Annotated in this window: 9 protein-coding genes; 3 read left to right on the forward strand and 6 right to left on the reverse strand. The window is 73.2% G+C overall.

What is annotated here, in order from left to right:
• Positions 1-2: 2 nt before the first annotated feature.
• The 6 genes from ACW9TB_RS29590 to ACW9TB_RS29615 all read right to left on the reverse strand — a co-directional run bounded on the left by ACW9TB_RS29590 (position 3) and on the right by ACW9TB_RS29615 (position 9,312).
• Positions 3-1,034: a 2-oxoglutarate and iron-dependent oxygenase domain-containing protein gene (locus ACW9TB_RS29590; protein ID WP_472751360.1), complete on the reverse strand. Its 1,032-nt coding sequence runs from the start codon at positions 1,032-1,034 to the stop codon at positions 3-5.
• A complete protein-coding gene (locus tag ACW9TB_RS29595) occupies positions 1,031-4,348 on the reverse strand; it encodes a dipeptide ABC transporter ATP-binding protein (RefSeq protein ID WP_472751361.1) in 3,318 nt (1,105 codons plus the stop codon). Before ACW9TB_RS29595 ends, ACW9TB_RS29590 begins: the two co-directional genes overlap by 4 nt.
• The gene (locus ACW9TB_RS29600) at positions 4,345-5,208 is read right to left on the reverse strand and encodes an ABC transporter permease (protein WP_472751362.1); all 864 of its coding nucleotides are present in this window, start codon (positions 5,206-5,208) and stop codon (positions 4,345-4,347) included. The genes ACW9TB_RS29595 and ACW9TB_RS29600 overlap by 4 nt, the downstream gene beginning before the upstream one ends.
• Positions 5,209-5,413: 205 nt before the next feature.
• Positions 5,414-6,370, reverse strand: coding sequence for an ABC transporter permease (locus ACW9TB_RS29605; RefSeq protein WP_472751363.1), 957 nt, complete (start codon positions 6,368-6,370; stop codon positions 5,414-5,416).
• 6 nt (positions 6,371-6,376) lie between these two features.
• Positions 6,377-8,050: an ABC transporter substrate-binding protein gene (locus tag ACW9TB_RS29610; RefSeq protein WP_472751364.1), complete on the reverse strand. Its 1,674-nt coding sequence runs from the start codon at positions 8,048-8,050 to the stop codon at positions 6,377-6,379.
• A gap of 299 nt (positions 8,051-8,349) precedes the next feature.
• Positions 8,350-9,312 (reverse strand): pirin family protein, encoded by a 963-nt coding sequence (locus ACW9TB_RS29615; RefSeq protein WP_472751365.1) that lies wholly within the window; start codon positions 9,310-9,312, stop codon positions 8,350-8,352.
• Positions 9,313-9,471: 159 nt separating this feature from the next.
• Between ACW9TB_RS29615 and ACW9TB_RS29620 the strand changes: the two genes are divergently transcribed.
• The 3 genes from ACW9TB_RS29620 (at position 9,472) to ACW9TB_RS29630 (ending at position 12,658) form a co-directional block, all read left to right on the forward strand.
• Positions 9,472-11,082 (forward strand): sensor histidine kinase, encoded by a 1,611-nt coding sequence (locus tag ACW9TB_RS29620; protein WP_472751366.1) that lies wholly within the window; start codon positions 9,472-9,474, stop codon positions 11,080-11,082.
• 47 nt (positions 11,083-11,129) lie between these two features.
• Positions 11,130-11,606 carry an Lrp/AsnC family transcriptional regulator gene (locus tag ACW9TB_RS29625; RefSeq protein WP_472751367.1) on the forward strand — a complete coding sequence of 159 codons (477 nt, stop codon included), beginning with the start codon at positions 11,130-11,132 and terminating at the stop codon, positions 11,604-11,606.
• 116 nt (positions 11,607-11,722) lie between these two features.
• Positions 11,723-12,658 carry a nucleoside hydrolase gene (locus ACW9TB_RS29630; protein ID WP_472751368.1) on the forward strand — a complete coding sequence of 312 codons (936 nt, stop codon included), beginning with the start codon at positions 11,723-11,725 and terminating at the stop codon, positions 12,656-12,658.
• Positions 12,659-12,662 lie beyond the last annotated feature (4 nt).

Raw genomic sequence — 12,662 nt, forward strand, 5'->3', positions numbered from 1 at the left:
GCCTACGCCTCCGTGAGTTCCGCGAGCTCCGCGACGTACGGCCTGCGCTCGCGCCAGGCCGCGATCTGGTCGGGCCGCCCGAAGACCTGCAGATACTCCTCGACCTGCCTTCCGGCCTGGTCCCACAGCAGCTCCGGCTCGAAGTCACTGCCCTCGGGGCCGACGAACGGCTCCAGCGGCTCGATCACCGTGTCGAGGCTGGGGTGCCAGAAGACGCCCGTGGAGCGCCGGGTGACCGTGCCGCCCGCCACGACGCGGTGCCGTCCGGGGCGGAGCCGCCCGTTCGTCCACTTGGTGAGGATGTGGCCGGAGAAGACCTGCAGGGCGCCGGGCACGATCGGTACCGGGATCCAGCTCCCGTCGGGCGCCTGCCCCTGCAGTCCCGCGTAGTCGCCGCGCTGGTGCAGCACGGTCAGCGCCGAGCCGTCGGCGTGCTCCAGCAGGAGCAGCTTGTCGTCGTCGCCCCCGGCGCCCTCGTGCGTCCAGGTCGGGTAGTCGTTGACGACGAAGCTCGTGTAGTAGGGGCGCCCGGAGATCGGGAACGTCGACAGGGGTACGCCGAGCACCCGGCCGTAGAGGGCGAGCACCCGTTCGGCCACGCGGACCGAGGCGTCGTGGTAGAGCCTGGCCACCCCGGCGAGGCCGGGCTCCTGCGGCGGCCAGACGTTGGGGTGGGCGTACAGCTGCGCGTACTCCTCCGACAGCCCCGCGGCCCTGGCCTCCTCGACGGTGTCGAACTGGCCGATGGTGAAGCGCTCCAGCTCCAGCCGCCCGAAGTCGTCGGGCCACTGCCGCCAGCCCCGGTAGGGGTGCCCGGTCGGGCTGGCCAGCCTCGCCTTCTCCCGCGCGGGCAGCGCGAGGACGCGGCCGATCCGGTCGTGGAAGTCGTCGATCAGCTCGGCGGAGACGCCGTGGTTGACGACCTGGATGATGCCCACCTGCTCGGCCGCCGCGCGCACCGAGGCGATCAGCTCCTCGGGGGCGTCGTCGCTCAGGGCCAGTTCGAGGTCGATGACGGGGATCTGGGCGGTCATGCGATTCTCCCTTGGATCGTGTCGAGCGCTTCGCGCAGCACCCCGGCCAGCTCGGCCGGGGTGTCCGCCGTGACGAGCCGGGCCGACGGCACCCGGCGGGTGAGCTCGCCGACGGACGCCTCGCTCAGGCGGCCACCGGTGGCGGGGCGTACGAGCAGGACGGGCACCTCGTACCCGGAGAGGACCTCCAGCTGCTCCCAGAGGGTCTCGTCGCCGAGGTGCGCCGCCGCCTCGGCGGGCAGGTTGCCCAGGTGGTGGCGCCAGGTCCAGGTCCCGTCGGACTCCTCGGCGAGCTCGTAGCGGACGTCGGCGACCAGGTCCTCCTCGGCGGCGTCCGGTCTGGCCTCCCTGAGCCGGTCGAGCGCCTTCTCCCGGGAGGTGTACCGGCCGGGCGCGGTGCCCGGCTCCCCCGAGGCGCCGGGAAGGGTGTCCACCAGTACCAGGGCGCGTACCAGGTCGGGCGAGCGGGCGGTCAGCGCGATCGCGGTCAGCGCGCCGAGACCGGCACCGGCCACGACCTTCGAGGCGGGGGCGAAGGACCGGATCGCCTCGCTCACCGCGGGGGCGAGCCTGCGCGGGGAGTAGACGCCGTTCCCGCGCCAGCCCGACCGGCCGTGGCCCGGCAGGTCCAGCGCGAGGGCCGGGCGGCCGAGCGCGAGCAGCGGCCGGTCCCAGGAGCGGGCGCTGCGGCGTGCCTCGTGCAGCAGGACGATCTCGGCCGGGCCGGTGTCCCAGCTGACGCCGCTGACGTGGCCGCCGCTGACCACGGTGACCCAGCGGCGCTGGACGCGGTGCGGATCGGGGCCGGGCAGGCCGAGGCTCTCGGCCAGCTCGGGCAGCAGGGCGAATTCCTGTTCGGGTACCGCGAGTTTCGATGACATCGGTGCCTCCATGAGGGCTGGCGGGAAAACTACGGGCGTGTTCCAGACAGGTCCGTCCTCCTTTTCTCGTACGTCTTCTCGTGCGTTCCGGGTCTCCCGGACGGCGGTCCGCGGGAGGTCGCCCGGGTCGAGGTGGCAGCGGACGGCGTGGCCGTCGCCGGTGTCCACCACCGGCGGGTCCACCGCGTCGCAGAGCCCCTCGATCCGCAGCGGGCAGCGGGCCGCGAACCCGCACCCGGCCGCGCCCGCTCGCGCGTTTCCGCCGTTTTGGCCGGTTTGTGTGGTCTTGGCGGCTCGCTTCTTTTCGCCGCTGTGCCCGGTCCCTTCGCTCTGTCCGGTCTTGTCCGCCCGCGCGTTTTTCGCCGGTTCTCCCGCCGGGCGGGCGCTCTCCGGTCCGTCCAGCCCGGCCCGCGACGCGGCGACCAGCGAGGCGGTGTACGGATGGTGCGGACCGGAGAGCACCCGCCCGGCGGGCCCCTGCTCGACGATCCGGCCGCGGTACATGACCGCGATCCGATCGGCGAGGTAGCCGACGACCGCGAGGTCGTGCGAGATGAACAGGTACGACGTCCCGGTCAGCCGCTGCTGCTCCGACAGCAGCCGCAGCACGCCCGCCTGCACGCTCACGTCGAGAGCCGAGACCGGCTCGTCGCACACCACCAGCTCGGGATCTCCGGCGAAGGCCCGGGCGATCGCGGCCCGCTGCTTCTGGCCCCCGGAGAGCCGGTCGGGACGGGCGTCCAGCAGGTGGTCGTCCAGGCTGGCCCGCGCGGCCAGCTCGGCGGCGGTACGGGAACCGCCCAGCCCGTGGACCGCCCTGGTGAGGATCGTGCGGATCGTGTGGCTCGGGTTCAGCGACGTCTCGGGGTTCTGGAAGACCATCTGGACGCGGCGGCGGTCGCGCGCGTCACGCCGTCCCACGGTCGCGGCCAGCTCCCGCCCGTGCAGCGCGATCGTCCCCGTCCCCCCGGGGCCGAGCCCGGCGACGGCGCGGGCCAGCGTCGTCTTGCCGCTGCCCGACTCGCCGACCAGGCCGAGGACCTCGGCGCGGCCGATGGTCAGGTGGACCCCGTCGACGACGGTGGTCCGGCCGTACTTCCTGGTCAGGCCGCGTACCTCCAGCAGCGGCACCCCGCGCGGGGCATCCGCACCACCGGCCGGACCGGTCGGGTCGGCCGGGTCCAAGGGGGAACCGGCCGCGCCGGGCGGCTTCTCGAAGGGCGAACCGGGTGGCTTTCCGAAGGGCGAACCGGGTGGCTTTCCGAAAGGTGAACCGGGCTCTCCTTCGGAAGGCGAACCTGGCTGCTCTTCGAAAGGCGTACCGGCCCGGTTTTCGAAAGGCGTACCGGGCCGCTCCTCGAAAAACGAAACGGGGGCCGCGAGCAGCCGGTCGGTGTGGTGGCAGCGGGCCCGCCGCCCGCCGGGGGCGGTCTCCAGCACGGGCGGGGTCTCCCGGCAGAGGTCGTCGGCGAGGGCGCAGCGGGGCGCGAACGCGCACCCGCGGACCTCCTCCCCGGGAACCGGAGGTCGGCCGGGGACGGCCACGAGCTCCCGCGTGTGGCGGGAGACGCCCAGCCGGGGGACGCTCGCCAGCAGCGCCGAGGTGTAGGGGTGCCGCGCGCTCGCCATCACCTCCGCCGCGGGGCCCTCCTCGACCATGCGCCCCGCGTACAGGACACCGACGCGTTCGCACAGGCGCCCGACCAGCGCCAGGTCGTGGCTGATCAGCACCACGGCCGCGTCCGTCTCCGCGCGCAGCGCCCAGACGAGGTCGAGGATCTCGTGCCGCACCGTCGCGTCCAGGCCGGTCGTCGGCTCGTCGAGGACGAGCAGCCGGGGGCGGGTGGCCAGCGCGGCTGCGATCACGACGCGCTGCTGCTGTCCGCCGGAGAGCTGGTGCGGGTAGCGCCGCGCGATCGCGGCCGGGTCCGGCAGCCGTACCCCGGCCAGCAGCGAGACCGCCTCCCGCCGCGCCTCGGCCCGGCCGCGTCCCCGCAGCCTGAGGACCTCCGCGAGCTGCGCGCCGATCCGCATCGTCGGGTCGAGCGAGCTGCCCGCCTCCTGGTGGACGACCGCGAGCGAGGTGGTCCGCCAGCGCCGCAGGTCGGCGGGGGAGAGGTCCAGGACCTCGACGCCGTCCACGGTCACCCCGCCGCCGGTGATCGAACCCCCCGGCGGGAGGTGGCGGCCCAGCGCGCGGCTCAGCGTGGTCTTGCCGCACCCCGACTCGCCCACGATCCCGTACGTCTCGCCCGGGGCCACGTCGAAGGAGACGTTCGTCACCGCCGGGGTCTCGCCGCGCGCCGTACGGTAGGAGACCGACAGCCCCGCCACCCGCAGTCCCCGGCCGGTGCCCCCGGTCACGGGCTCTCGCGGGGCGGGGAGGCGAGCCTCGCCCGTCCCCGCCGCCCCGGCGCGTCCGGTCCGGGTCACGACGCCTCCCATCTGCCGCGCAGCGAGTCGGCGACGAGCGCGATCCCCACCACCAGCGAGGCGATGGCCAGCGCCGGGGCGAGTACGGTCCAGGGCGCGAGCTGGAGCCAGACGCGGTTGTCCGAGACCGACGCGCCCCAGTCGGGGGAGCCCGGCGGCTGGCCGAGTCCCAGGAACGACAGCGTCGCGGCGGCGAAGATCGCGTCGCCGAACCGGGAGGTCGCCTCCACCAGCACGGTCGTGCCGACGTTGGGGAAGATCTCCCGTCGCATCAGCGACCAGGGGCGTTCCCCGCGCAACCTGGCCGCCTCGACGTACGCCTTCTCCCGCTCGACCAGTGTCGCCGCGCGGACGCTGCGGGCCACGATGGGCACGAACGATCCCGCGACGACCAGCACCATGACGGTCACCGAACGGCCCGTCAGCGCCACGAACAGCACCGCGGCGATGATCGCGGGGAAGACCACGACCGCGTCGAGCAGCCGCATGACGATCTCGTCGACGAGGCCGCCGAACGTCCCCGCCACCAGGCCGACCGCGGTGCCCGCCACGACGGCGAGCGCGGTCGCGAGCGGCGCCACCTGCAGCACCGGGCGGGCTCCCGCGAGCATCCTGGAGAAGGTGTCGCGGCCGAACTGGTCGGTGCCCAGCCAGTGTTCGGGACCCGGGGGCAGGAAGCGGCTCAGGGGGTCGTGCCGTAGCGGGTCGTAGGGGACCAGCTGCGGCCAGAACACGGCGACGACCGCCCAGGCCAGCACGAGCGTGCCGCCCGCGACGAGGGCCACGCGGAAACCGCGCCCGGCCACCCGCCGCCGCACCCCGCCCGCGCCCGCGCCTGTGTTCGCTGTGACGGCGCTCATGTGGACCCCCTCCCGCGCCCGGCCCCCGACATCTCCCGGCGCTCACCGGCCGTACGCCCATCGGCCCGGCTTCCACCGGTCGTACGCTCACCGGCTCGGCGCTCACCGGCCGTACGCTCATCGACCCGGCTTCCACCGGCTGTGCGCGCATCGGCCCGGCTTCCACCAACCGTGTGCTCACCGGCCGGATCTCTCGTGCGTCCGGTCACGCGGCGGCCCCCCCGAGCCGGACCCGGGGGTCGAGCAGGCGGTAGGCCAGGTCGGCCACCAGGATGATCAGCATGTAGAGGACGCCGAGCACCATCGCGGTGGCCTGAAGGGTCGGCAGGTCCTTGTCGATCGCCGACTGCAGCAGCAGGGCGCCGATGCCCGGGTAGTTGAACAGCAGCTCGACGGCGACCAGCCCGCCGAGCAGGAACTGCAGCTGCACACCGAGCGCGCTGACGGCCGGGACCGTGGAGTTGCGCAGCACGTGCCGCCGTACCACCTGGGCCCGGCCGAGACCGCGCAGCTCCGCGGCCCTGACGTACGGGCTCTCCACGGCCGCCACCGTGCTGGCCCGCACGTGGCGGGCGACGTAGCCGGTGCACAGCAGGACGAGGGAGATCACCGGCAGCGCCAGGTGGCCGAGCCGGGCCGCGACCGTCGCGCCGTCCGGCGCCTGGGCCGAGGCGGGGAACCAGCGCAGCCGCACCGCGAAGACGACCAGCAGCACCACCCCCGTCACGAACTCCGGTATGGCGCCCAGGGCCAGCCCGGTGACGCTGATGACCCGGTCGGCGGCGCGGTCGTGGTTCACCCCCGCGACCAGCCCGAGCGTCACGGCGACCGGGACCAGCAGGGCGAACGCCAGCCCGCCCAGGACCAGCGAGTCGGCGAGCCGCCCGAGCACGAGTTCGCGGACCGGCACCCCGAGGGTGTAGGAGTCGCCCCACCCGCCGGTGAAGAACCCCGACAGCCAGTCGGTGTAGCGGTCGGCGAGTGGCCGGTCGAGCCCCAGCTGCCCGCGGAGCCGCGACACGGCCTCCTCGCCCGCCTCGCGGCCCAGGATCGTACGGGCCACGTCACCGGGGACCAGTTCGGTGGCGGCGAAGACCATCAGGGACACCGCGAGCAGGGTGAGCGGGATCGCCGCCAGCCGCCGGAGCAGGAATCTCCTCATACCGCGCTACAGCCGCGAGACCGAGCTGAAGTCGACATAGCTCGACGGATGGGCCGAAACGCCGGTGAAGCGTTCGCCGTCGTACGCCCGGACGGTGCCGCTCCAGACCGCGATGATCACCGGGACGTCCTCGTGCAGCGCCCTGGCGATGATCGCGGCCTGGGCCCTGCGCTCCTCGTCGGTCGTCGCCGAGTCGTAGGCGTCCGTGGCGGCGTCCAGCGCCGGGTTGGCGTACTTCGAGCCGTTCCACACCCCGCCGCTCTTGACCATCGGGATGATGAACTGGCTGGGCACCGCGCGCCCGGCCCAGCCCACCAGGTTGGCCGGGGTGAACAGCCAGGGGGTGTCCTTCTCCTGGTCGCCGCCGTAGAAGTCCCCGGAGGTGCGCTGGTCGAGCTCCACCTCGATGCCGACCTGCTTGAGCTGGTCCTGCACGGTGAGGGCGTAGTCCTTGCTCGGCGGATCGTACGTCAGCGCGAAGGAGAGCTTGCTCACGCCCGCCGCGGCGAGCAGCGACGCGACCTTCGCCGGGTCCTTGGCCCGCTGCGGCACGTCCGGCGGCGCGGCGGGGAACAGGGCGGCGAACAGGTGGTCGTTGCCCAGCGCGCCGATGCCGTCGTAGACGCCCGCGTTCACCCCCGGCCGGTCCAGGGCGTACGCGATCGCCTGGCGCACTTCCTTCTTGTCGAAGGGCGGCTGGTCCACACGCAGGGTGAAGGCGGTGAGGCCGGTGCCCTGGACCTGGTCGACGGTGATGCCGCCGATCCCCTTGAGCGGCCCGGCCAGCGCGGGACGGCTGAGGATCTGGGCGTCGATCTCGCCGCTCTGCAACGCCAGGAGGTCAGCCTGGTCGTCGGCGTAGAAGGTGATCCGCACACCGTCCAGGTACGGCTTCCCCGGCTCCCAGTACTTCGGGTTGCGGGTGAACACCGCGCCGCCCGAGGCGTCGTACGACTCCAGCAGGAACGGCCCGGTGCCGACCGGCCTGGCGGTGAAGTCGCCCGCGTAGTCCTCCTTGAGGATCACCGCGTTGTAGTTCCCGGCCGACACCAGGTACGGGAAGTCGGAGAAGGCCCGCTCCAGGGTGAAGACGACCGTCGAGTCCCCCCGGACGCCGATGCCGCCCCTGGCCAGGACCGAGTCGAACGCCGCCGCGGCGGCGGACTCGCTCTTCGGGTCGAGCAGCCGGTCGAAGGTGGCCTTGACCGCCTTCGCGTCCAGCGGCGTGCCGTCGGAGAAGGTGACGCCCTTCCTGAGGGAGAAGACCCAGCGCCTGCCGCCCTCCTCGGACTCCCACTTCTCGGCCAGGCGGGGTACGAGCTTGAAGTCCCGGTCCAGCCAGATCAGGTAGTCGGCCACCAGCTGGACGATCGCGATCGCGGAGCCGTCGTACATGGTGACGGGGTCGACCGCGGTCGGCGGCGGGGGAGATCCGGCGCGCAGGACGCCGCCGGTCTTCGGCGTGCCCTGCGGGGCGGCGGGGGTCGCCTGGGGACCGCCGCCCGCGCTCGCCGTGTCGCCCGCGCCGCCCGCGCAGGCGGCGAGCAACCCGGTCAGCGCGGCGCCCCCGGCCGCGCCGAGGAAGAGGCGGCGGGACAGGCCGGGGAGGCGGGACAGCACCTCGCTTCCGGGGCTCGCGAGGGAGGCGCCCGGGGGGCCGGGGTGGGGGGATTCCTGCATCGGAGGGTCTCCTCGCGGTCGCGGCTGGTGAGGATCCGCGCAGCTCGGCGACGTCCTGCGGCGGCTCGAATATATCCACACTATTCAGGTAGGAATAATGGGCTGTCAAGAGCGCGCGGTCGATCGGGGCCGGATGCCGTGGCCTTTCCCGCCCCTTCTCACCGCTCCAGGTCCTTGTGCTCCCTTACCGCAACGAAACGGCTTGACCAGAACGAAACAGCGTTACCGGAACGAAACAGCGCAGGGCGCCCTCCCCGTCACGGGGAGGGCGCCCTGCGCACCGGGAGACGGAGCCCGGGTCAGCGGCGGCGCCCGCGCGCCTTGAGGGTGGTCAGGGGCAGCTCGGGCGCGGGCAGCGGGGCGGCTCCGGTGCCCGGCACCGTGCCGAACGCCTCGCCCTCCATCCACTCCCGTCGGAATTCGGCGATCTCCTCGTGGCTGCGGCCGACGAAGTTCCACCACATCACGATCCGCTCCTCGAACGGCTCGCCGCCGAGGAGCAGCAGCCGCCCGCCCCCCTCGGCCTCCCCGGCGCCCAGGACCAGCTCCGAGCGCCCGCCGCCCAGGTAGAGCAGCGGGCCGGGGGAGAGGTCCGTCCCGCCGACCCGTACGGTGCCGGACAGGGCCAGCGCGGCGTACTCGAAGCCGGGACGGAGCGGGACCGAGGTCTCCGCACCGGCCTCCAGCGTCACCTCGGCCCCGACCAGCGGGGTGTGGACCGTCGCCGGGGAGGTGACGCCGCCCAGCTCGCCCATGATGACGGTCACCGTCACCCCCGGCGACGACAGCGTGGGCAGCACGGGGTGGTGCTCGAAGGCCGGGGCGGTCGCGCGGGCGGCGGCGGGCAGCGCCACCCACAGCTGGACCCCGTGCAGCACGGCCTCGGCGGGCGACTCCTCCGCGTGGGAGATGGCCCGCCCGGCGGTCATCAGGTTGAGCTGGCCGGGCCTGATCAGCTGCTCGCTGCCGACGCTGTCGCGGTGCAGGACCTCGCCCTCCACGAGCCAGCTGACGGTCTGCAGGCCGGTGTGCGGGTGCGGGGGGACGTGCATCGTCGCCCGCTCGGGGCCGTAGTGGTCGACGAAGCACCACGCGCCGACCATCCTGACGTCCCGGTTCGGCAGGGTCCTGGTAACCCTCATCGCCCGGGGTCCGCCCAGCACCACGTCCCGGCCGGTCAGCAGCTCGTTCACCGGCTCCGCCGCCACGTCCGCGAGGCCGCCGCACGCCGACTCCCGCGGATCCGTCTCCAGGTTGCTCATGCCGTGACTGTACGACTCGATCCCCGGGGCACGGGCAGGGGCCTTCCTCCGGGGACGGGATCGCACGCGTGGGCGGCGGCTCGTTCCGGTATCTTTCGTCCACCCCGCCGGACACCTGCCGCCCCGGCGGGACGGACACCTCGTGAAGTGAGAGGCCGAATGACCACCGAGACACCTCCGAGCGGATCCCGCAAGAGCCGCTGGAGCGCGCAGACGTGGTTCAACGTCGTGCTGCTCGCCATGACCCTCCTGCTCGGGGTGTCGGCGATCGTCGGCGCCACGGTCCTGCAGAACGCGGCGTCCGCCTCCAACAGGCTGATCGACCACATCTCGGTGGGCAGGATCCAGGCGGAGCGTCTGCAGGCGACCCTGCTGAACCAGGAGACCGGGGTGCGGGGCTTCGTCATCACCGGCAAGGAGGAGTTCCTGCAGCCGTACGTGAACGGGCTGCGCGACGAGCTGGCCGTGTCGGCGCAGATCGCGCGGCTGGTGCCGGGCGCGGAGCCGCTGCTGGCACTGCGGGACGTGGAGCGGCTGGCCGCCGACTGGCGGATTCGCCACGCGGAACCGATGATCGCGAGCGTCAGGGACGAGGGCCCGGAGAGCGTGAGCGCCGGGCAGTCCGAGGAGAGCAAGCGCTCCTTCGACGCCGTCAGGAAGGCGCTCGACACCCAGAACGCCGCCTGGAACCACGCGAGGGAGCTGGCCCGCGCCGACCTGGGGGCCGCCCGTACGGTCAGGGACGCCACCTTCTTCGGCATCCTCGCCGCCTTCCTGATCACCATCGTCACGGTGGCGGTGCTGCTGAGGATCGCGGTGTTCGGCCCGCTCGCCCGGCTGCGCGAGGCCTCCCGCCGGGTCACCAGGGGAGACTTCGCGCACCACGTCGACACCGGCGGCCCCGCCGACCTCGCGGAGCTGGCCGACGACATGGAGGCGATGCGCGTGCGCATCGTCTCCGAGCTGGAGGAGGCCCGGGGCTCCCGGCTGCGGGTCGCCGCCCAGGCCGAGGAGCTGAAGCGCTCCAACGCGGAGCTGGAGCAGTTCGCCTACGTGGCCTCGCACGACCTTCAGGAGCCGCTGCGGAAGATCGCCTCCTTCTGCCAGATGCTCCAGCAGCGGTACGCCTCCCAGCTCGACGAGAGGGCCAACACCTACATCGACTTCGCCGTGGACGGCGCCAAGCGCATGCAGGTGCTCATCAACGAGCTGCTGACCTTCTCCCGGGTGGGCCGGGTCAGTGGCGAACCCGTCGAGATGGACCTGAACGACGTGGTCCGCAGGGCCCTGGCCAACCTCTCCGCGGCGCTGGAGGAGTCAGGGGCCGAGATCGAGGTCGGCGACCTGCCCGCCGTCGTCGGGGACCGGACCCAGTTCGTGATGCTCTGGCAGAACCTGATCGGCAACTCCCTGAAGTTCCGCGACCCCGGCCGCGCGCCCCGGGTCGTGATCGAGGCCGAGCGGCTCGACGGGGAGGTGCGGATGACCGTGACCGACAACGGCATCGGCATCCCCCCGAACTTCGCCGACAAGATCTTCATCATCTTCCAGCGGCTGCACCAGCGGGACGCCTACGAGGGGACCGGGATCGGCCTCGCGCTCTGCAGGAAGATCGTGGAGCAGCACGGCGGCACGATCCGGCTGGACACCGAGCACACCGGGGGCGCCCGCTTCGTCATCACGCTGCCCGCCGAGGCCGTCGCGCCGGAGCGGGAGGAGGAGACCGGGCAGGAGGGCCCCCCGGAGATCACGGTTGGGACCGGGCCGTGACACGCGGACGGTATGTGCGGGATCCGAATGCCGTTACCGTTTACCGGATGGAGGAGATCGACCGCCGTATCGTCACATTGCTGGCCAGGGATGGCCGGATGAGCTTCACCGATCTCGCCAGGGAGACCGGGCTTTCGGTGTCGGCGGTGCACCAGCGGGTGCGCCGGCTGGAGAAGCGCGGGGTGCTGCGCGGGTACGCCGCGCTGGTCGACTACGACGCCATCGGGCTCTCGCTCACCGCGTTCGTCTCCATCAAGCCGATCGACCCGGCCGCCGCCGACGACGCCCCGGAGCGGCTGGCCCACCTGAGTGCCGTCGAGGCCTGCCACAGCGTGGCCGGGGACGAGAGCTACATCCTCAAGGTCCGGGTGGCCTCGCCGATCGCCCTTGAGGAGCTGCTGAACCAGATCCGCACCGCCGCCAACGTCTCCACCCGCACGACGGTCGTGCTCAGCACGCCGTACGAGCACCGCACCCCGGAGCCGGTGGGCCAGGACAACGGGAAGCCCGAGGAACGCGCCTGACTTGCCCGGCGGGCTCGTCGGCGTCTCTCCGGGCGGCGGTGACCGGCCCGCGCTCCGCTTCCCGGAGGGTTACTCCTGACTTGCCGGGAATGAGGTGATTGATCCAAGCTGGACGGGTGCCTCCCAGAAAGATCATCATCGACTGCGACCCGGGGATCGACGACGCGCTGGCGCTCGTCCTCGCCCACGGGAGCCCCGAGCTGGAGATCCTCGGGATCACCACGGTCGGCGGCAACGTCGAGCTGGCCAGGACCACCGACAACGCGCTGCGGCTCCGCGAGTTCCTGGGGTTTCGCGGCGTGCCGGTCGTCGCGGGCAGCGCGGGCGCCCTCCTGCGCCCCCGGGTGGACGCGGCCGGGGTACACGGGGGCTCGGGCCTCGGGGACGCGCTGCTGCCCCCGGCGTCGCTCCCGCCCGCCGCCGGGCACGCCGCCGACTTCATCATCGAGACACTCCGCGCCAACCCGGGCGAGGTGACCCTGGTCGCCATCGGCCCGCTGACCAACGTGGCGCTCGCCGTGCTCAGGGAGCCCGCGATCACCGGCTGGGCCAGGGGGCTCACGATCCTCGGCGGGTCCTACACGCGGGGCAACTTCTCTCCCGCGGCCGAGTTCAACATCGCCGCCGACCCCGAGGCCGCCGCGGTCGTCTTCGGCGCGGGCTGGACGGTGACCATGATCGGTCTCGACGTGAGCCGCGCCGCCGTGACCACGGAGGCGGTGGCGGGGCGCATGGCGGCCATGGGCAGGCTCGGCGCCGACCTGCTCCTGCCGTGCGTGCGCTTCTACGGCATGATCACCGCCGAGGACGGGCCCGCGATCCACGACGCCTGCGCGATCGCCCACCTGATCGACCCCTCCCTGATCACCCTCGAACCCGCCGTCGTGGACGTCGAGACGGCGGGCCGCTTCACCGCCGGGATGACCGTGACCGACTTCGCCCTCCGGGGCCGCGCCCCCAACGCCCTCGTCGGCACCTCCCTCGACGCGGGCCGCTTCTGGGACCTCCTGCTCACCGTCTACGCCGAGGTCGCGGAGTCGATCGAGCCCTGAGCCT

This window comes from Streptosporangium sp. H13245 (assembly GCF_055690525.1).

Excerpts from the sequence above, each read along its gene's own strand:
- ACW9TB_RS29610 (WP_472751364.1), bottom strand. The coding sequence starts at position 8,050 with ATGCAGGAATCCCCCCACCCCGGCCCCCCGGGCGCCTCCCTCGCGAGC.
- ACW9TB_RS29615 (WP_472751365.1), bottom strand. The coding sequence starts at position 9,312 with ATGAGCAACCTGGAGACGGATCCGCGGGAGTCGGCGTGCGGCGGCCTC.
- ACW9TB_RS29620 (WP_472751366.1), top strand. The coding sequence starts at position 9,472 with ATGACCACCGAGACACCTCCGAGCGGATCCCGCAAGAGCCGCTGGAGC.
- ACW9TB_RS29625 (WP_472751367.1), top strand. The coding sequence starts at position 11,130 with ATGGAGGAGATCGACCGCCGTATCGTCACATTGCTGGCCAGGGATGGC.
- ACW9TB_RS29605 (WP_472751363.1), bottom strand. The coding sequence starts at position 6,370 with ATGAGGAGATTCCTGCTCCGGCGGCTGGCGGCGATCCCGCTCACCCTG.
- ACW9TB_RS29590 (WP_472751360.1), bottom strand. The coding sequence starts at position 1,034 with ATGACCGCCCAGATCCCCGTCATCGACCTCGAACTGGCCCTGAGCGAC.
- ACW9TB_RS29600 (WP_472751362.1), bottom strand. The coding sequence starts at position 5,208 with ATGAGCGCCGTCACAGCGAACACAGGCGCGGGCGCGGGCGGGGTGCGG.